Below are 18,156 nucleotides of genomic sequence, written 5' to 3'. Positions count from 1 at the left end.
CGCGCCGCGCGGTCTCTCTACCAACGGAAAGCTGATCATGAACGATCGAACTCTGGGCATCGCGGCGCTTGCGCTGGCTGCCTTCATGACCTGGGCGGGATGGGGCATCGAAGCGCCGTTCGCCTATGAGCCGGTGGGCCCGCGCGCCTTCCCGCTGCTGCTGGCGCTGATCATCGGCCTGTGCGGACTGCGCCTGGCCTACAAAGGCGGCAATGCGGTCGAACCGAACCCCGCGGGGGCCAATAGCCGCATCGTGTTGATGGTGGCGTTCGCCACCGCCTACGCATTCCTGTTCCAGTGGCTCGGTTTCGTCATTGCGACCGCGTTGATGACTGTGTTCGTCGGCCGGCTGTTCGGCGGCGGCTGGGCCAAGTGCGCCATCGGCGGCATCGTCATGAGCGCTTTCTTTTTCGTCCTGTTCGACAAGGTGCTGGACGTGGTCCTGCCCGGCGGGCTGCTGGAGAACCTGATATGAGCGGCATTCTTGATCATCTGTCGATCGGCTTCGGCGTGGCGTTTTCCTGGACCAACATCCTGGTGGCGGCGATCGGTTCGTTCTTCGGCACCATGGTGGGGGTACTGCCGGGTCTGGGGCCGATCAACGGCGTGGCGATGCTGATCCCGATCGCTTTCGCCATGAATCTGCCGCCCGAAACCGCGCTGATTCTGCTGGCGGCCGTATATGTGGGCGCCGAGTATGGCGGGCGCATCACCTCGATCCTGCTGAATGTGCCCGGCGAGGCCAGCGCCATCATGACCACGCTGGACGGTTATCCGCTGGCGCGCCAGGGCTTGGCCAATGTGGCCCTGTCCCTGTCGGCCTGGTCGGCGTTCTTCGGCGCCATCGTATCGGTGGTGGGCATCATCCTGCTGGCGCCGCTGCTGGCCAAGTGGGCGCTGGCCTTCGGTCCGGCCGAATACTTCGTGCTGATGGTGTTTGCCTTCTGCTGCCTGACCAGCCTGCTTGGCAAGGAACCGATCAAGGGCGTGCTGGCGGCCATGATCGGCCTGTCGATCTCGGTGATCGGCGTGGACGCAAACTCGGGCGTATACCGCTATACCTTCGATTCCGTGCATCTGGCCGATGGCATCGATTTCGTGGTGGTGGTGATCGCCCTGTTCGCGGTCAGCGAGATGCTGGAAATGCTCGAGAAAGTGGCGGCGGGCCAGAGTGTCGAGGTCAAGTCCAGTGGCCGCAAATTGTTCAATCTGAAGGAACTGGCGTTCACTTGGTGGAGCGTGGTGCGCAGCGCCTTCGTCGGTTTCGGCGTGGGCGTGCTGCCTGGCGCGGGCGCCAGTGTTGCCGCGGCCGTCGCCTATTCGCAAGAGAAGCGCATCATCGAGGCCAAGGACCCGAATGCCAAGTTCGGCAAGGGCGATTTGCGCGGGCTGGTCGCTCCGGAAGCCGCCGCCACGTCGTCGGCCATCGGCTCGTTCGTGCCGATGCTGACGCTGGGCGTGCCGGGATCGGGCACGACCGCGGTGATGATGGGGGCGCTGACTCTCTACAACATCACGCCGGGGCCGGTGTTGTTCGACACCAAGCCGGAGCTGGTGTGGGGCCTGATCGCTTCGCTGTTCGTCGCCAACGTGCTGCTGTTCGTCATGAACGTGCCGATGGTGCGCCTGTTCTCGAAGGTGCTGTCTGTGCCGGGCTGGCTGATGGTGCCGGGCATCCTTTGCATCAGCTATATCGGCGTGTATGCCATCAACGCCGGCACTTTCGATCTGCTGTTGGTGGCTGGCATCGGTACGCTGGGTTATTTCCTGCGCAAGTTCGGTGTGCCCATGGCGCCGCTGGTACTGGGCGTGGTGCTGGGTGACATGATGGAACAGAACCTGCGCCGCGCCTTGTCGATCACCGACGGCAATGTCTCGGTGCTGTTCGGCAGCCCGGTCGCCATCGGGTTGTGGGTGGCGGCGGCCTCGGTGGTCGTGGTGCCGCAGGTTCTGCGCCGCTTGCGCAAGGCCAGGAAGATTGCCGCCGAATCGGTGTGATGCTGGCCGGTGCAGGCCCGCCCGTCAGGGCCTGCCTGCATCGGGCGACGCACCGGTTATTGCATAGGAGCGCTGCGGCGCTCCTTTTTTTTGGCCGTGGCCATTCCCGGCTGATTCGAGGAAGGCGCGGACGCTTTCCTCTGCGTGATGCCTGCCGTCAGACCCGCGCCAACCGTTCCAGTGCCGCGTCCAGCGTGGCATCTTGCTTGGCGAAGCAGAAGCGCACGATGCGGTGATTCGACTCGGCCGCATCGGGCCTTTGATAGAAAGCGGAAACCGGAATCACCGTGACGCCGTGGCGCACCGTGAGATCGCGGGCGAAGTCGGCTTCGCCCTGTCTGGAGATCTCGCTGTAATCGGCCAGCAGGAAGAACGTGCCGGGACTGGGCAGTGGCTTGAAACGCGTCTTGGCCAGGCCTTGCGCCAGGCGGTCGCGCTTGGCTTGGTAGAAGGCCGGCAGCGTCAGGTAGGGCTTGGGATCGCGCATGAACTCGGCGAGCGCGAACTGCATCGGCGACGGTACCGTGAACACCATGAACTGGTGCACCTTGCGCAGCTCGGCACTGAGCTGGCGCGGCGCGCAGCAGTACCCGATCTTCCAGCCGGTGGTGTGGTAGGTCTTGCCGAACGACGAGATCACGAAGGCATGCTCGGCCAGCAGCGGACGGCGTGCCACGCTCGCATGCGGCTTGCCGTCGAACACGATGTGTTCATAGACCTCGTCCGACACCAGCAGCACTCCGGTATCGCGCACGATGGCTTCGAGGGCATCCAGGTCGCTATCGTCCAGCACGGCGCCCGTCGGATTGTGCGGAAAGTTCAGCATCAACAGGCGGGTCTTGGACGTGATGGCATCGCGAACGCGCTGCCAGTCGATGCGGTAGTACGGGTCGTCCGCGGTGGGCGCGCGCAGCGGCACCGGCACGGCGGTGCCGCCGGCCAGGCGGATGGCGGGCAGGTACGAGTCGTAGCACGGCTCGATGACGACGACTTCGTCGCCGCTGCCGACGGCGGCCAGCACGGTGGCCATCAGCGCTTCGGTCGCGCCGCTGGTCACGGTGATCTCGGTTTCGGGATCATAGGCATGGCCATACAGGGCCTGCACCTTGGCGGCGATGGCCTGGCGCAGCGGCGCCACGCCGGGCATGTAGGGATATTGGTTATGACCGTCGGCCATGGCCTGGGTGACCAGCGCGCACAGGGCGGGATCAGGATCGAAGTCAGGGAAGCCCTGGCCCAGGTTGATGGCCTGGTGCTCGATGGCCAGGCGGCTCATGACGGTGAAGATGGTGGTGCCGACGTCGGGAAGTTTGGATCGGATCATGGTGGACGCGAAAAGGAACGCGGTATGTGCTCGAGAGTTTTCGTAAGTATCCCACTAACTCATAATTCAGGATTCTCGTGAGCTTATGGCGTGGGCGGTGGCGTGGCGCAAAACATGGGGTACAGGATTCTGGCCGGACTGGCGATCGCATTGGCTGGCGCGTTGCTGGCGGTATGGGCGCATATGCCCCTGCCGTGGATGCTGGGGGCGCTGCTGTTGACGGCGGCGGTGCGCATCGCTGGCGGTGGCACCTTCTGTCCGCGGCCGGCGCGCAACGCCGGGCAATGGGTCATCGGGACTTCGCTGGGCCTGTATTTCACGCCGCAGGTGATCGGGCATATCGGCAGCAATGCCGGTCCCATCATTGTCGGCATGTTGTTCGCACTGGGGCTGGCGTGCATTGGCACGGTGCTGTTGCGACGCTACACCGACGCCGATTTCAAGACCGCGTGGTTCGCCTCGGCGATTGGCGGCGCCAGCGAAATGGCCAGCCTGGCCGAGCGGCACGGCGCCCGTATCGATCGCGTGGCCACCGCGCACAGCGTGCGTGTCTTGCTGGTGGTCGTCACGGTACCGTTCATCTTTCAGTGGTGGGGAGTGGCAGGGCTGGATCCGACCGTGCCGGGGCCACGCACGGTGGATGCCGCCGGCCTGGCGGCGTTGGTCGCGTTGACGAGTGTCGGCGGGCTGGGCTTCCTGAAGCTGCGCTGGCCCAATCCATGGGTGCTGGGTCCGATGCTGGTTGCAATGACGTTGACCGCATGCGGCATCGAGCTGTCGGCATTGCCAGACTATGTGCCGAAGGTCGGGCAATTGCTCATTGGCTGGTCGCTGGGCGACCGCTACCGGCCCGACTTCTTCCGCGCGGCGCCGCGCTTCATTGCAGTGGTGGCGGCCTTCACCATGGTGGCGATGGGGCTGGCCTTTGGCCTGGGCGCCTTGCTTTCTTTGTGGTCCGCCGCGCCCATACCGACCTTGATCCTGGGCACCACGCCTGGGGGGATTGCGGAGATGGCGATCACGGCGAAGGTGCTGCAGCTGGGCGTGCCGGTGGTGACCGCATTTCACGTGACGCGCATGGTGTTCGTGGTGCTTGTCACCGGCCCCCTGTACGCGTGGCTGGCGCGGCGCCAGGCAAATTCCGCGTAGCGGTATCGGGCTTCCAGTCAGAAAAATACGACATTGGGGAAAACAACAATATGACGCTGTAATGTGGGATGAGTATGCTGGTTCCGCAGTTGATTCAAGCAGCGCGCGGACTCGTTCGCCGCTTTTTGCGGCATGCGAGAACGCAGCAGCAACGCAGGTATCCCTACCGGTCGTTCAGTTCTCACGGCGTCCTTGATTCATTGCATCTCGTTAATTACAGGACGCTAGGAAAATGGCTCAGAAGGGCAAAGTTAAGTGGTTCAACGCTGACAAGGGTTACGGTTTCATTACGCCGGACGCCGGCGGTACCGATGTTTTCGCACACTTTTCCGCCATCCAGGGCCGCGGCTATCGCAGCCTGAACGAAGGGCAGGAAGTCGAATTCGAAGTCAAGGATGGTCCGAAAGGACCTCAAGCGGCCGAAATTCGCCCGCTCTAAATCGGGAAATCCCAATTTCCCGTCCGCCAGGCAAGGCCTGGCCGCAACGCCCCAGAACCGCAAGGTCTGGGGCGTTGTTTCATCTGGGCCATGATTATTTCCCGCTTCCTCACCGTCTGTTAGTGTTCACTAACTTATTCTCTTACCTTGGATAAGTTTGTGGATAATTATTTTTGGCCGCGGCGATTTCGGTGCGTAGTATTGAAGCAAAGCCATGGTGTGGCAGTGGTTTTGCACATTTTCATGTCCGCGCGTATTCATGGACCGGCTCAGGTCGGACGAGGGGATTTGAGGCCAGCAGGCTCAATAGGTTTCCGGTGAAACATGGATTTTTCCCAATAAATCCAGGCCCTTACCTCTTTTCTTGCCGTTCGCGGCGATGCTGGCTGGGCCGGGGCGTGTGGTACGGAGAGCGCGATTGAGCCGATCATCGGCCTTGTCGAGTCCGGTTGTTCACAGAGATATCCCCACCACGGTTATGCACAGATTGACACCCGAGATAGCCGAAAGATGGGTGCGCAAGCTGTGGATAGAAATGGGGATATTCATGTTGCAACGCATTTGGAACAGGACCGAACAATTATTACCGGAAGATTTTCTGCCATGATCAGTGGCAGGTCTGAAGGCGAGATCCAAGCATGACAGAACGCGGCTAGCCGCTCGAGCTGCAAGGTTTTCCACAGCCGGACGGATATGTTTGCGGTTGGCCGAAATGCCTCGTCCGAAAGGACGATGGCATAACCTGGCCGACACGGGCAAGATAAAAGTGGAATCGCGCGGGCTGCCGATACGCTACCGGCATGGAGAACGGCATCTCCGGGCGCGTGGCGGGGTGTGGATAAACCTCGGATGAAGGCCGGCGGCGATTGGACTGAAACGTCACGCCGAAGTTCCTTATCGGGTCGATAGTCCGGGTTTATCCACATTTTTGTCCACTGCTGCGCAAAGGGTTGCGGCCGCCGCAGGAGCGTCAATCCGGGTCGCCGCGTTGAACCACCCGCGGGCATGGCGGAGCACGCTTCTCCTGGGCAGGGTTGCGCTTTTGTGTGTTTTCCTGGATCTGGGCATTTATCGCGACAGCACGTTGCGAGGCCAGATACCGTCATACGGCCCGGTGCGTTCTCCCTCGCGCAGGCAAGTTATCCCCAAAGTTGTTCCACGTGAAACTGGCGCCAACGGGCATGTGAATGTCACTGTTGATAAGTCGCCGGCAATACGGTTTCACGGGGCAAGGGTTGCGCGACGGGTGCGAATCATATTCCAGATTTCTGGCCACGAGGGTATGTGGACAAATTGGTCACGGAAATCACGACCGTGTTGATCTAGCAAGACGGTCTTGATTGAGGCCGATGCGGTTGCCCCATACTTATTGGCGGTGCGACGGCGCCTGTGCGTATTCCCGGAATTCTCGCGCGGCTCTTTTCATAGACGGCCGATGTTTCAGCTGAGTGACGGTTGTGGGTCATCGCCCCGCCAGGAAATGCTCGAATGGCTGAAGTCTCGGGATCGCGCACCAAGGGGATATTCGGTGGGATCTTCATGAGGAAAAAGATCTTTTTTGGGGGTAGGGGTAGGGTAGGGCGCAAAACATCACTTTATTTCTCAGTTTCACGTGAAACGTCTTGTCGTTGTGTCTACGCCTATCGCTCTGGAATGAGGGTGCGGCTCCTGGTCCGCTCTTCGGACTTGGGTTCTGCTCCGTACCGGCAGTTCCGGCGGTGCCACGTGTTTCACCTGAAACACCCCATTTGCTGAGCTCTTCAACCAGGGTATTAAGAGGTATGTGTTCGCGTTCATTCTGCCCGGCAAGTGGCATTGGCCCGTACCGGCACGACTATCTTTCTGCCGAGTTGATAGATAGATGGGCCTGCTCTCGATTTTTTTGCACAGGGAAGCAACTGTTGGTATAGCCCCTTCGTATGTTCCACGTGAAACATCGCAGTTGGTTCATTGCTGCCCCGGGGTTTCGCCCTCGATCAGACACCGTTGCTCAACCGTAGAGGTATCACTCTTGATGCTGATGTTTCACGTGGAACATCGGGCGCTCCATCAAGGGGTAGGGCGAAGACAAGGTTTCTATGTCTGGCAAGCACTCGCGGTCCTTTGATGACCTGTCTTGGACACGGTGATCTGATTGATATCTCGGATGTTTCACGTGAAACAGCCTCAGGGGTAGCGGGATAGCACCGCTGTTTCACGTGGAACATCCGCAAGACACCGGCAGATGCCGACATATTTGAACCATGTTTGACTCGGAAAACTGGTGCAACTTCAGGGCATGGTTCCCGCCGCCGCGATGTCTGTTGCTTAACGCTAGCGGGATTGACCGTAACTTGCCGCACTCAACACCCGATTGCCCGACTTGGCGTTGTCATTCCGCACGCCTGGCGTACATGTTTACGCCGCTTTTCCTGGCCGACCCATGTTTCACGTGAAACATGCTGACCCTGCCTCTATAATGAGCACCGAACGCTCTCTTACCTTCCCCATCATGGATTATCCCCGCGAATTCGATGTCATCGTCGTCGGAGGCGGTCACGCCGGTACCGAAGCGGCGCTGGCTGCGGCGCGCACAGGCGCCCAGACGCTGCTACTGACCCACAACATCGAAACCCTAGGCCAAATGTCCTGCAATCCCTCCATCGGCGGGATCGGCAAGGGGCATCTCGTCAAAGAAGTCGACGCCCTTGGCGGCGCCATGGCCCTGGCCACTGACGAGGCAGGGATTCAGTTCCGCATCCTGAACAGTTCCAAGGGGCCAGCCGTCCGGGCAACCCGGGCGCAGGCCGACCGGGTCCTGTACCGCAAGGCGATTCGCGGGCGGCTCGAGAATCAGCCCAACCTGTGGCTGTTCCAGCAGGCGGTGGAAGACCTGATGGTGGAGGGCGATCGTGTGGTCGGCGCCGTGACCCAGGTTGGTCTGAAGTTCAGGGCCAAGACCGTGGTCCTGACCGCGGGCACCTTTTTGAATGGCCTGATCCACGTGGGGCTGCAGAACTACTCCGGCGGCCGCGCCGGTGACCCGCCTGCCATTTCCCTCGGCCAGCGCCTGAAAGAATTGCAATTGCCGCAGGGACGCCTGAAGACCGGAACACCGCCGCGCATCGACGGCCGCAGTATCAACTACAGCATCCTCGAAGAACAACCGGGTGACCTGAATCCGATCCCGGTGTTCTCGTACCTGGGCAACGTGGCAATGCACCCCCGCCAGTTGCCGTGCTGGATCACGCATACCAACACGCGCACCCACGACATCATCCGCGGCGGCCTGGATCGTTCGCCCATGTACAGCGGCGTCATCGAGGGCGTGGGCCCGCGCTACTGCCCGTCGATCGAGGACAAGATCCATCGTTTCGCCGACAAGGAATCACACCAGGTCTTCCTGGAGCCGGAAGGGTTGGACACGCACGAGGTCTATCCCAACGGCGTCTCCACCAGCCTGCCATTCGATGTGCAGCTGGCGTTGATCCATTCCTTGCCCGGCCTGGAAAACGCCCATATCCTGCGCCCTGGCTACGCCATCGAATATGACTACTTCGATCCACGTGGATTGAAGAGCACGCTGGAAACCAAGGCAATAGCCGGCCTGTATTTCGCCGGCCAGATCAATGGCACCACCGGCTACGAAGAAGCCGCCGCGCAGGGTCTGCTGGCCGGGGTCAATGCCGCCTTGTCGGCGCTGGATCGCGAACAGTGGACGCCGCGGCGCGATGAAGCCTACCTGGGCGTTCTGGTCGATGACCTGGTTACGCGCGGCGTGACCGAGCCGTACCGCATGTTCACCTCGCGCGCCGAATATCGTCTGAGCCTGCGCGAGGACAATGCCGATCTGCGCCTGACCGAGATCGGCCGCCAGCTGGGCATCGTCGACGATATCCGTTGGGATGCCTTCAACCACAAGCGGGACGCGGTGGCCGCCGAAGTCGAACGGCTCAAGTCCTCCTGGGTCAATCCGCGCGTGCTGCCGCAGGAAGTGGCCGAGCCTCTGCTGGGCAAGGCAATTGAACGTGAGTACTCACTAGCAGATCTGCTGAAACGGCCCAATGTTTCCTATGAAGCGCTGATGGCCGCCCGCAACACCGACGGCACGCTGCTGGCCGGCCCGGGGGTGGCGGCCGACGAGGTGTTGGCCGAGCAGGTCGAAATCCAGGTGAAATACGCGGGCTATATCGCCCGCCAGCAGGACGAGGTCCAGAAACAGATCGCGCACGAGCAACAGCGAATTCCGGATGACGTCGATTACGACGCCGTGACGAGCCTGTCGTTCGAAGTGCGCCAGAAACTCAAGACGCACCGGCCCGAGACCATCGGCCAGGCCGGGCGTATCTCCGGCGTGACGCCGGCGGCGATCTCGCTATTGCTCATCCACCTGAAGCGCCTGCATTACGGCTCGCGCAAGCAAGCCGCATGAGCGCCCATGCCAACCCGGCCGGCGCGGACATGGCCGGCCGCCTCGCCCATGCCTTCGAGCAACTGGGCTTGCAGGCCGACGCCGCGGCCACGGCCAAGCTGCTCGACTACCTGGCGCAGATGCAGCGCTGGAATCGCACCTACAACCTGACCGCGATCCGTGACCCGCAACAGATGCTGGTGCAGCACCTGTTCGACAGCCTGGCCGCGGTGGGGCCGTTCAGCGCAGCGCTGGGCGCGCCCGGCACGCCCGCCAAGGTATACGACGTCGGCTCCGGTGGCGGCCTGCCTGGCGTGGTCCTGGCCATCATGCGGCCTGAGTGGTCGGTGACCTGCGTCGACGCCGTGGAAAAGAAAACCGCCTTCGTCCGGCAGATGAGCGGCGTCCTGGCGCTGCCCAATCTCCAGGCGCGTCACGCGCGCATCGAGACGCTGGAACCGGCCGGTTGCAACATTGTGACGTCGCGTGCCTTCGCTTCCTTGGAGGATTTTGCGATGCTCGCGGGCCGACATGTGGGCAACGATGGTACCCTCATCGCCATGAAGGGCAAGGTCCCGGATGAAGAGATCCAGGCGCTGCACGCGCATGGGCAATGGCAGGTCGACCATATTCAGCCGCTCCAGGTGCCGGAGCTGCAAGCCGAACGCTGCCTGATCTGGATGCGCCGTAGTCAAGGAACCCTATGAAGAACTTACCCCCCAGCTCGACCGCCCGCGTTTTCTGCATCGCCAACCAGAAGGGCGGTGTCGGCAAGACGACCACCGCCATCAACCTGGCGGCCGGGTTGGCCACGCACAAGCAACGCGTGCTGCTGGTGGACCTGGATCCGCAGGGCAATGCGACCATGGGCAGCGGCATCGACAAGAATTCCCTCGAGTCGAACCTGTACCAGGTGCTGATCGGCGAAGCCACCATCGAGCAGGCCCGCGTGCGTTCGGAGTCGGGGGGCTACGACGTGCTGCCCGCCAACCGCGAACTGTCCGGCGCGGAAATCGACCTGGTGCAGATGGACCAGCGCGAGCGCCAGCTCAAGGCCGCCATCGATACCGTCGCCACGCAGTATGACTTCGTGCTGATCGATTGTCCGCCCACGCTCTCGCTGCTGACGCTGAACGGCCTGGCCGCGGCGCATGGCGTCATCATTCCCATGCAGTGCGAGTACTTCGCGCTCGAAGGCCTGTCCGACCTGGTCAACACCATCAAGCGGGTGCATCGCAATATCAACGACGACCTGCGCGTCATCGGCTTGCTGCGCGTGATGTTCGATCCGCGCATGACCCTGCAGCAGCAGGTGTCGGCGCAGCTCGAATCGCACTTTGGCGACAAGGTCTTCAAGACCGTGGTGCCGCGCAACGTGCGCCTGGCCGAAGCACCCAGCTACGGCATGCCGGGCGTGATCTACGACCGCGCCTCGCGCGGCGCGCAGGCGTACATCTCGTTCGGCGCCGAAATGATCGAACGCGTGCGCGAACTCAACTGACACATCCGCATGTCCGCTGTCATGCCTCTTCCTCCGGACGCCGTCCGTTCCCACCCGCCGCGCCGCGACCTGCGGGACACGCTGCGCGCGCGCCTGGAAGAGGCCGCGCTCAACGCCACGGCGGTGCGCGCGCAGGTGCTGTACGACGGCTGGCTGGTGCGGTTCGCGCCATCGTCGGCCAAGCGGGTGCGCAGCATCAACGTGCTGGGGTTATCCACACGTCCGCTGGATGAGCGGCTGGCGTATTGTTCAACGTTGTACGCGCGCCATGGCTTGCCCATGGTGCTGCGCCTGACCTCCATCGGCCCTGATTTCGCCCTGGACGCCGAGCTGGCCTCCCGGGGCTACCTCCTTACCGAAGAGACCCGAGTCATGAGCATGCCGCTCGCCCCCCGGCCGCCCGCCCGGGGCGATCTGCTTTTCAGGACAGTGGACCCTGCCCGTTTCGCGGCGGCGGTCGGAGGCATGCGCGCCGCCCGTGCCGAGCATGTGGCCGAGCACCAGGCGCGGCTCGAAGGCTTGGCGGTGGATATCCTGCCGGTGTTGGCTTTCGATGCCGCGGGCGCCTGCGTGGCCGGTGGCATGGCCGTGCGCGATGGTGACCTGGCGGGCCTGTTCGATGTGGTGACGGACCCGGCGCAGCGGCGCAAGGGTCACGCGGCGGGGCTGGTCGAGCACCTGTTGGCCGAGTGCGCCGAAAACGGCGCCACCACGGCCTATCTGCAGGTGGAGCCACAAAACACCGCCGCGCGCGCTTTGTATGACCGCTACGGATTCAAAGACTGTTACGCGTATTGGTACCGCCTGCCCGCCGAGCAGGCGGCCGCCTGAGCCCGGTTCGGGATACCAAAAACAGAAGGAAAGAGGATTTAACTATGGCCACCAAGAAACCCAAGGGATTGGGTCGCGGACTTGACGCCTTGCTGGGCGCCGATGCGCCCGCCATCGACAACATCGGCAAGGCCCCGGCCAAGCCCGAGGGTTTGCCGTCCACCTTGCCTGTTTCGAAGATGCGAGCCGGCAAGTACCAGCCGCGTACCCGCATGGACGAGGGCGCGTTGGGCGAGCTGGCCGAGTCGATTCGCACACAAGGCATCATGCAGCCCATTCTGGTGCGCGCGCTGGGCGATGCGCCCGGCCATTACGAGATCATCGCGGGCGAGCGCCGTTTCCGCGCCGCGCAACTGGCCGGTCTGAAGGAAGTGCCGGTGCTGGTGCGCGAAGTCGCCGACGAGAACGCGGCCGTCATGGCGCTGATCGAGAACATCCAGCGCGAAGACCTGAACCCGCTGGAAGAGGCGCATGGCGTGCGCCGCCTGCTGGACGAATTTGGCCTGACCCACGAGCAGGCCGCCCAGGCCATCGGCCGTTCGCGTTCGGCCACCAGCAACCTGCTGCGCCTGTTGAACCTGGCGTCCGCCGTGCAGACCATGCTGCTGGCCGGCGACGTCGACATGGGCCATGCGCGCGCGTTGCTGGCGGTGGATGCCGCCACGCAGATCCAGCTGGCCAACCAGATCATCGCGCGCCGCCTGTCGGTGCGCGAAGCCGAAAAGCTGGTCGCCAAGACCGCCAAGGAAGCCGAGAGCGCGGCCTCGCCCAAGAAGAAGGCCAACGGCGTTTCGCGCGACCTGACGCGCCTGGAAGAGGCCCTGTCCGATCATCTCGGCACGCGCGTGGCGCTCAAGGTCGGCGCCAAGGAAAAGGGCCAGATCGTGATTGATTTCCACGGCTGGGAACATCTGAACTCGCTGCTCGAACGCCAGGGCCTGTCCGGGGTGGTCGATGCCTGAGCAGGCGTTGCCCGTCATCGCGGTGCTGGCCACGGGCGGCACCATCGCCGGCGCCCAGGCCGACGCCACGTCCGCCGGCTACAAGGCTGGTTCGTTCTCGGTGGGCGACCTGCTGGCCGCGGTGCCGCAATTGGCGGGCCTGGCCGATATCCGTGCCGAACAGGTCGCCAACGTTGGCAGCCAGAACATGACGCACGGCGTCTGGCGCGCGCTGGCGCAGCGGGTCGAGGCCTTGTGCGCGGATCATTCCGTTGCCGGCATCGTCATCACGCACGGCACCGACACGCTTGAGGAAACCGCTTACTTCCTCAGTCTGGTGGTCCGCCATGACAAACCCGTGGTGCTGGTGGGCGCGATGCGGCCGGCCACGGCGCTCGGCGCCGAAGGCCCCGCCAACCTGTACAACGCGGTGGCGCTGGCGCGCCATCCCGACGCGCGCGGGCGTGGCCCGCTGGTCGTCATGAACGAAGACGTGCATTACGCGCGCGAAATCCAGAAGATCGCCTGCGCCGGCATCAATGCCTTCGCCTCGCCCAACCGGGGGCGCGCCGGTGTGATGCACGGCGGCACGCCATGTTTCTATTCGCGCAACACCACGGTCCACACGACACAAAGTGAGTTTTCACTCGCATTGCTGGAAAAAGCCGGCTGGCCGCGCGTGGATATCGTCTATGCGCACGCCGATCTCCAGGGCGACGTCATTGACTTCATCGCGAGCCAGGCCGAAGGCATCGTGCTGGCCGGGGTGGGCGATGGCAACGCCACCGATCTGGCCATCGACGGCTTGACGCGGGCCGCGGCCAATGGCGTCGCGGTGGTGCGTTCCAGCCGTACCGGCAGCGGTTTTGTCGCGCGTGACGTCGAACTCGACGACGCCGCGCTCGGCTTCGTCGCCGCTGCCGACCTGAATCCGCAGAAGGCCCGCATCCTGTTGATGCTGGCGCTGTGCATAACGCGTGACACTACGGTCCTGCAGCGCTGCTTCGATCGCTATTGAGGCGATCCGTGGCATTCGCGGGCATGCCTTGCGTGCCCGTCGCCCTTACGGATCGGGCGATGCGTCAGCGCCGTGCGCCAGCCCCAGGCTGGTGCGCAGCATATCGTAGACCTGTCGCGTCAGTGGATTGATTAGGTCACGTCTTATCCACAGAAAGTAGGTCACGTCCGGCAGCGGCGGCAGGCCTTCCTTTTCTCCCAGCACCCGCATTTCCGGCGCCAGCAGTTCCACGCTGCGCGCCGTCACGCCCAGGCCCGCCCGCAGCGCGGCCTTGATGCCCACCAGGTTGGGCGCGACGTAGTTGGTGTGCCACCGCACCTGCGCCTGTTCCAGCGCAGTCAACGCCAGGCGGCGGAAGATGCTGGGCTCGTCGGCCAGCACCAGTGGCACCGGCGCATTCATGTCATGCACATAGTCGGCCGAGGCCAGCCACACCGTGGGCGAGGTGCGCAACGCCACGCCTTCGAAATCCTGGTCGAAGCGCGTCGAGATCGTCAGGTCCAGCTCGCCCGCGCGCAGCGCGTCCATCAGGATAGGGCTGCGGTCGGTGCGGATCTCCAGTTTCACGCGCGGCGCCGAGCGCGCGATATGGGTCAGCAGCGTCGGCAGGATGGTGTCGGCCACGTCGAGCGGCGCGCCCAGCCGCAGGTCGCCCTCCAGCGGGCCGTCCTGCAGCGCGCGCAGGGCTTCATCATTGATGGCCAGCATGTGGCGCGCATATTCCACCAGGCGCCTGCCATGGGTGGACAGGGTCTTGTTGCGGCCTTGCTTTTCGAACAGGGGCAGGCCAAGGGTCGCCTCCAGGCGCTGCATCTGCTGGGTCACGGCCGACTGGGTCTTGTGCAGCCGGTTGGCGGCTTCGGAAAAGGTCTCGTAGCGCGCGATCGCGGTCAACGTACGCAGCAGGTCCAGATCGAGATTACGCATGAGGAACGGGGATATCGCCTAAATACATTAGAGATGCTTATGGAATATTAAGGCAATTTAAATTGTTGGCGCCGACGCTCGACGATACAGTGACTGTAATAACTCGTGAAACAAGAGAGAAAGTCATCGTGAGCACCCCGCATCCCCATCAGCACGGCATCGACAGCGCCGTCGGAAATATTAAAAATACTTTAGGAAATAAGGGGCTGAACCGCGACAGCCTGAAGGTGGTGCTGGACGAACTCATCGGCCTGGCGGGCCACACCGACTGGTGGGCCCAGGACCGCTACCCGGCACCGGAAGACGGCGAGCGCCAGGCGCGCTACCTGATCAGCGAGGACGCCGACAAAAGTTACGCGCTCTACCTGAACGTGATGCGGCCCGGCAAGCAGATCGTGCCGCACAACCACACCACCTGGGCCTGTATCGCGGCCGTCGAAGGGGTCGAATACAACTACGTCTACGATCGCACCGACGATGGCTCGGTGCCCGGCGTCGGTCACCTGAAGCAACGCGGCACCGTGGTGGTCGGGCCGGGCGCCGGCATTGCGCTCATGCCCGACGATATCCACGCGGTCGAGATCCAGGGCGACAGCGTGATCCGTCACCTGCACATGTATGGCCGCGCCCTTGAAACGCTGAACGAACGGCTGGCCTTCGACCTGGCCGCCGGGACCTGCAAAGTCATGCCGATCGGCGTGCAGACCCGCCGCTGACCGCCATGAACAAGCCCCTGCGGCCCGCGACGCGCTTGCTGCGCGCCGGGCGTCCCCACGCCGGCTGGGTCAATACCCCGGTCACGCGCGCCAGCACTTATGTGTTCGACAGCGTCGCGGCCTGGCGTGACACCCGCGCCCGCCGCGAACAGGAACGCCTGGCGTCATATGGCGCGCGCGGCACCGACAGCACGCACGCGCTGGAAGACGCGCTGGTCGAGCTGGAGCAGGGCCATCGCGCCCAGTTGTACCCGACCGGACAGGCCGCCATCGCCACCGTGCTGCTGGCCTATCTGCGCAGCGGCGATCATGTGCTGGTGACCGACGCGGTATATGAACCGGTGCGGCGCTTCTGCGCCGAGCACCTGGCGCGGCTGGGCATCGAGGTCACCTTCTACCCGCCGGATGGCGCCGGCCTGGCGCAGTTGCTGCGTCCCAACACACGCATGATCTATGCCGAGTCGCCCGGCTCGCTCACTTACGAGATGCCCGGCTTGCGACAGATGGCCGATCTGGCGCGGCGCCATGGGTGCTGGCTGGCTGTGGACAATACCTGGGCGTCCGGCTTGCTGTGCCAGCCGCTGGCGCTGGGCGCGGATATCTCGATTCTGGCGGCCACCAAATACCTGGGTGGACATGCCGACGTGATGATGGGCGCGGTCGTGACCAATGTCCGGGCATGGCGCGCGCTGGAACGGGCCAGTATCGATTTCGGCCAGACCGTCGGCGCCGACGATGCGTTCCTGGTGCTGCGCGGCATGCGATCGCTGCCGCTGCGCCTGGCGCAGCATGCCCGCAGCGCCTTGCGCGTGGCGCAATGGCTGCAGGGCAGGGCGCAGGTGGCGCGCGTGCTGTACCCGGCCTTGCCCGGCGACCCCGCGCATACGGTCTGGCGGCGCGAATGTTCAGGCGCCAATGGCCTGTTGACGCTGGAGTTCGCCGCGGGCATCACCGACGCAGACATGGAGCGCGTTATCGATGCCCTGCGCCTGTTTGGCATCGGCGCCTCCTGGGGCGGTTTCGAGAGCCTCGTGATTCCCGTCAATCTGGCCAAGGCCCGGTCCCTGCCTGTCGCCCCGCATGGCGCCATGCTGCGCCTGCATATCGGGCTTGAAGATCCGGACGACCTGATTGCCGATCTCGAACAGGCATTGGACCAACTGCGGCCAGCCTTGAATTCCCATTCTCCCGATTCCCTGCGGATTTGATGATGCATTCCCCTTCCCACCCGACGCTGGCCGACATCGACTCGCACACGCTCAAAGGCTGGTTGCACGACGGCGACGAGATCGCGTTGCTGGACGTGCGCGAGCATGGCCAGTATGGCGAGTCCCACCTGTTCTATGCGGCGCCGGTGCCCTTCAGCCGCCTGGAAGCCGACATCGCGCGGCTGGCGCCGCGCCGCGATGTGCGCCTGGTGGTGTATGACGCCGGCGCCGAGGATGACGTCGCCCTGCGCGCGGCCTCGGCTTTGCGCGCGCTGGGCTATACCCGTGTCTATCGCCTGGCCGGGGGCATCGCGCAATGGCAGCGCGATGGCTATGCCACGTTCGCCGGCGTCAACGTACCCAGCAAGACTTTTGGCGAACTGGCTGAAGAGGTCTTCCATACGCCGCGCATCAGCGCGGCCGAACTGGCCGAGCGCCAGCGCCGCGGCGACAACCTGATCGTGCTCGACGGCCGGCCCTACGCTGAATACCAGAAGATGAGCATCCCCGGCGGCATCTGCTGCCCCAACGGCGAACTGGCGCTGCGCGCCCACACCCTGGCGCGCGACCCGAGCACCACCATCGTGGTCAATTGTGCTGGCCGCACGCGCAGCATCATTGGCGCGCAGACGCTGATCAACCTGGGTGTGCCCAATCCGGTCTATGCGCTGGAAAACGGCACTCAGGGCTGGTATCTGGCGGACTTCAGGCTCGACCACGGCGCCAGCCGCCGCTACGACGAGGCCATCGCGCCGCAAGACCTGCCCGCGCTGGCGCAACGCTCGGCCGGCCTGGCCGAACGCCACGGCGTGCCGATCGTGGACGCGGCCCAGGTGCGGGCCTGGCTGGGCGACACGGCCCGCAGCACCTTTCTGTGCGATGTGCGCAGCGCCGAGGAATACGCGCAAGGCTCGCTGCCCGGCGCGCAGCATGCCCCGGGTGGCCAGTTGATCCAGGCCACCGACCAGTACCTGGCCGTGCGCGGCGCCCGCATCGTGGTGTTCGATGGCGAAGGCGTGCGCGCGCCGGTGGTGGCCAGCTGGCTGTGCCAGATGGGCTGGGACGCATGTGTGCTCAAGGAAGGCCTGGCCGCCGACCTTCCAGCACCGGTCGCGCCGCCGGTCGAGCCCGCCCTGCGGCTGCTGGATGATCGCGCTCTGGCCGCGGCGCAGGCGCGGGGCGCGCGGCTGATCGATATCCGTTCCAGCATGCGTTATCGCGCCCAGCATATCGCGGGGGCGCAATGGTCGATCCGGCCGCGCTTTGCCGGCCTGGCGCTGGCGCCGTCGCAGCCGCTGGTGCTGCTGGCCGACGAACGCGCCGTGGCCGCCTGGGCCGTGGCCGATCTGCGCGCGCTCGGTGCGCACGATGTGGCGGTAAACCTGGGCACGCCGGCCAGCTGGTCGGCCGCCGGCATCCCCCTGGTTGCGACGCCCGACGAACCGGCCGACCGGGATTGCATCGACTACCTGTTTTTCGTACATGACCGCCACGACGGCAATAAGGCCGCCGCGCGTCAGTACCTGGCTTGGGAAACCAATCTGGTCAGGCAGATCGACGCGCGCGAGCGCGCCGCCTATCGCTTCCCGGCAGGATAACCATCGCAGCTCGGCCGCCACGGCGGCCGGGTGAAACGCTTCATCCGATCAGCACGCCCCGGCGCTTTGCCGGCGGGGCGCGGACGGTTCATGGCGAACCGGAATGCAATGGACGG

At 64.2% G+C, this 18,156-nt stretch carries 15 protein-coding genes; 13 read left to right on the top strand and 2 right to left on the bottom strand.

Translation table 11 applies throughout. The annotated features are described in order from the left end of the window. Window positions 1-37 precede the first annotated feature (37 nt). Together HV701_RS11980 and HV701_RS11975 are read left to right on the top strand one after the other, a co-directional pair. On the top strand, window positions 38-475 hold the full coding sequence (locus tag HV701_RS11980) for a tripartite tricarboxylate transporter TctB family protein (RefSeq protein ID WP_175133245.1): 438 nt from the start codon (window positions 38-40) through the stop codon (window positions 473-475). Continuing rightward, complete coding sequence (locus tag HV701_RS11975; protein ID WP_175133244.1) at window positions 472-1,998, top strand: tripartite tricarboxylate transporter permease; 1,527 nt, start codon at window positions 472-474, stop codon at window positions 1,996-1,998. Before HV701_RS11980 ends, HV701_RS11975 begins: the two co-directional genes overlap by 4 nt. 157 nt (window positions 1,999-2,155) lie before the next feature. Here the strand turns inward: HV701_RS11975 and HV701_RS11970 are convergent, their stop codons facing one another. Then, complete coding sequence (locus HV701_RS11970) at window positions 2,156-3,322, bottom strand: pyridoxal phosphate-dependent aminotransferase (RefSeq protein WP_175133243.1); 1,167 nt, start codon at window positions 3,320-3,322, stop codon at window positions 2,156-2,158. A gap of 114 nt (window positions 3,323-3,436) precedes the next feature. Between HV701_RS11970 and HV701_RS11965 the strand changes: the two genes are divergently transcribed. The 8 genes from HV701_RS11965 (at window position 3,437) to HV701_RS11930 (ending at window position 13,591) form a co-directional block, all read left to right on the top strand. Then, window positions 3,437-4,471 (top strand): AbrB family transcriptional regulator, encoded by a 1,035-nt coding sequence (locus HV701_RS11965; protein ID WP_175133242.1) that lies wholly within the window; start codon window positions 3,437-3,439, stop codon window positions 4,469-4,471. Window positions 4,472-4,703: 232 nt separating this feature from the next. Continuing rightward, window positions 4,704-4,910, top strand: a complete 207-nt coding sequence (locus HV701_RS11960; RefSeq protein WP_006389561.1) for a cold-shock protein — start codon at window positions 4,704-4,706, stop codon at window positions 4,908-4,910. Between the two features lie 2,491 nt (window positions 4,911-7,401). Continuing rightward, the gene (mnmG, locus tag HV701_RS11955) at window positions 7,402-9,321 is read left to right on the top strand and encodes a tRNA uridine-5-carboxymethylaminomethyl(34) synthesis enzyme MnmG (protein WP_175133267.1); all 1,920 of its coding nucleotides are present in this window, start codon (window positions 7,402-7,404) and stop codon (window positions 9,319-9,321) included. Next, window positions 9,318-10,007 carry a 16S rRNA (guanine(527)-N(7))-methyltransferase RsmG gene (gene rsmG / locus HV701_RS11950; protein WP_175133241.1) on the top strand — a complete coding sequence of 230 codons (690 nt, stop codon included), beginning with the start codon at window positions 9,318-9,320 and terminating at the stop codon, window positions 10,005-10,007. Before mnmG ends, rsmG begins: the two co-directional genes overlap by 4 nt. After that, a complete protein-coding gene (locus tag HV701_RS11945; protein ID WP_175133240.1) occupies window positions 10,004-10,801 on the top strand; it encodes a ParA family protein in 798 nt (265 codons plus the stop codon). Before rsmG ends, HV701_RS11945 begins: the two co-directional genes overlap by 4 nt. 9 nt (window positions 10,802-10,810) lie before the next feature. After that, a complete protein-coding gene (locus tag HV701_RS11940) occupies window positions 10,811-11,632 on the top strand; it encodes a GNAT family N-acetyltransferase (protein ID WP_175133239.1) in 822 nt (273 codons plus the stop codon). A gap of 44 nt (window positions 11,633-11,676) precedes the next feature. Next, a complete protein-coding gene (locus tag HV701_RS11935; RefSeq protein WP_006389566.1) occupies window positions 11,677-12,594 on the top strand; it encodes a ParB/RepB/Spo0J family partition protein in 918 nt (305 codons plus the stop codon). Further along, window positions 12,587-13,591, top strand: coding sequence for an asparaginase (locus tag HV701_RS11930; protein ID WP_175133238.1), 1,005 nt, complete (start codon window positions 12,587-12,589; stop codon window positions 13,589-13,591). The genes HV701_RS11935 and HV701_RS11930 overlap by 8 nt, the downstream gene beginning before the upstream one ends. A gap of 45 nt (window positions 13,592-13,636) precedes the next feature. Here HV701_RS11930 and HV701_RS11925 read toward each other — a convergent pair whose 3' ends face one another. Beyond that, window positions 13,637-14,518, bottom strand: a complete 882-nt coding sequence (locus HV701_RS11925; protein WP_175133237.1) for a LysR substrate-binding domain-containing protein — start codon at window positions 14,516-14,518, stop codon at window positions 13,637-13,639. Window positions 14,519-14,646: 128 nt separating this feature from the next. Here HV701_RS11925 and HV701_RS11920 point away from each other — a divergent pair, with 128 nt between their 5' ends. The 3 genes from HV701_RS11920 to HV701_RS11910 are packed head-to-tail and all read left to right on the top strand — an operon-like array spanning window position 14,647 to window position 18,040. Beyond that, on the top strand, window positions 14,647-15,234 hold the full coding sequence (locus HV701_RS11920) for a cysteine dioxygenase family protein (protein ID WP_175133236.1): 588 nt from the start codon (window positions 14,647-14,649) through the stop codon (window positions 15,232-15,234). A gap of 5 nt (window positions 15,235-15,239) precedes the next feature. Then, the gene (gene metC / locus HV701_RS11915; protein WP_175133235.1) at window positions 15,240-16,442 is read left to right on the top strand and encodes a cystathionine beta-lyase; all 1,203 of its coding nucleotides are present in this window, start codon (window positions 15,240-15,242) and stop codon (window positions 16,440-16,442) included. 2 nt (window positions 16,443-16,444) lie between these two features. Then, window positions 16,445-18,040 (top strand): rhodanese-like domain-containing protein, encoded by a 1,596-nt coding sequence (locus HV701_RS11910; protein ID WP_175133234.1) that lies wholly within the window; start codon window positions 16,445-16,447, stop codon window positions 18,038-18,040. Window positions 18,041-18,156: the final 116 nt, after the last annotated feature.

Source organism: Achromobacter pulmonis, from assembly GCF_902859765.1.
GTDB classification, from domain to species: domain Bacteria; phylum Pseudomonadota; class Gammaproteobacteria; order Burkholderiales; family Burkholderiaceae_B; genus Achromobacter; species Achromobacter pulmonis.
Note: the sequence above shows the minus strand (reverse complement) of the source record. Positions and strands in the feature narration are given on the sequence as shown.

Excerpts from the sequence above, each read along its gene's own strand:
- HV701_RS11925 (WP_175133237.1), bottom strand. The coding sequence starts at position 14,518 with ATGCGTAATCTCGATCTGGACCTGCTGCGTACGTTGACCGCGATCGCG.
- metC (WP_175133235.1), top strand. The coding sequence starts at position 15,240 with ATGAACAAGCCCCTGCGGCCCGCGACGCGCTTGCTGCGCGCCGGGCGT.
- HV701_RS11910 (WP_175133234.1), top strand. The coding sequence starts at position 16,445 with ATGCATTCCCCTTCCCACCCGACGCTGGCCGACATCGACTCGCACACG.
- HV701_RS11945 (WP_175133240.1), top strand. The coding sequence starts at position 10,004 with ATGAAGAACTTACCCCCCAGCTCGACCGCCCGCGTTTTCTGCATCGCC.
- HV701_RS11975 (WP_175133244.1), top strand. The coding sequence starts at position 472 with ATGAGCGGCATTCTTGATCATCTGTCGATCGGCTTCGGCGTGGCGTTT.
- HV701_RS11980 (WP_175133245.1), top strand. The coding sequence starts at position 38 with ATGAACGATCGAACTCTGGGCATCGCGGCGCTTGCGCTGGCTGCCTTC.
- HV701_RS11965 (WP_175133242.1), top strand. The coding sequence starts at position 3,437 with ATGGGGTACAGGATTCTGGCCGGACTGGCGATCGCATTGGCTGGCGCG.
- HV701_RS11930 (WP_175133238.1), top strand. The coding sequence starts at position 12,587 with ATGCCTGAGCAGGCGTTGCCCGTCATCGCGGTGCTGGCCACGGGCGGC.
- mnmG (WP_175133267.1), top strand. The coding sequence starts at position 7,402 with ATGGATTATCCCCGCGAATTCGATGTCATCGTCGTCGGAGGCGGTCAC.
- rsmG (WP_175133241.1), top strand. The coding sequence starts at position 9,318 with ATGAGCGCCCATGCCAACCCGGCCGGCGCGGACATGGCCGGCCGCCTC.
- HV701_RS11960 (WP_006389561.1), top strand. The coding sequence starts at position 4,704 with ATGGCTCAGAAGGGCAAAGTTAAGTGGTTCAACGCTGACAAGGGTTAC.
- HV701_RS11970 (WP_175133243.1), bottom strand. The coding sequence starts at position 3,322 with ATGATCCGATCCAAACTTCCCGACGTCGGCACCACCATCTTCACCGTC.
- HV701_RS11935 (WP_006389566.1), top strand. The coding sequence starts at position 11,677 with ATGGCCACCAAGAAACCCAAGGGATTGGGTCGCGGACTTGACGCCTTG.
- HV701_RS11940 (WP_175133239.1), top strand. The coding sequence starts at position 10,811 with ATGTCCGCTGTCATGCCTCTTCCTCCGGACGCCGTCCGTTCCCACCCG.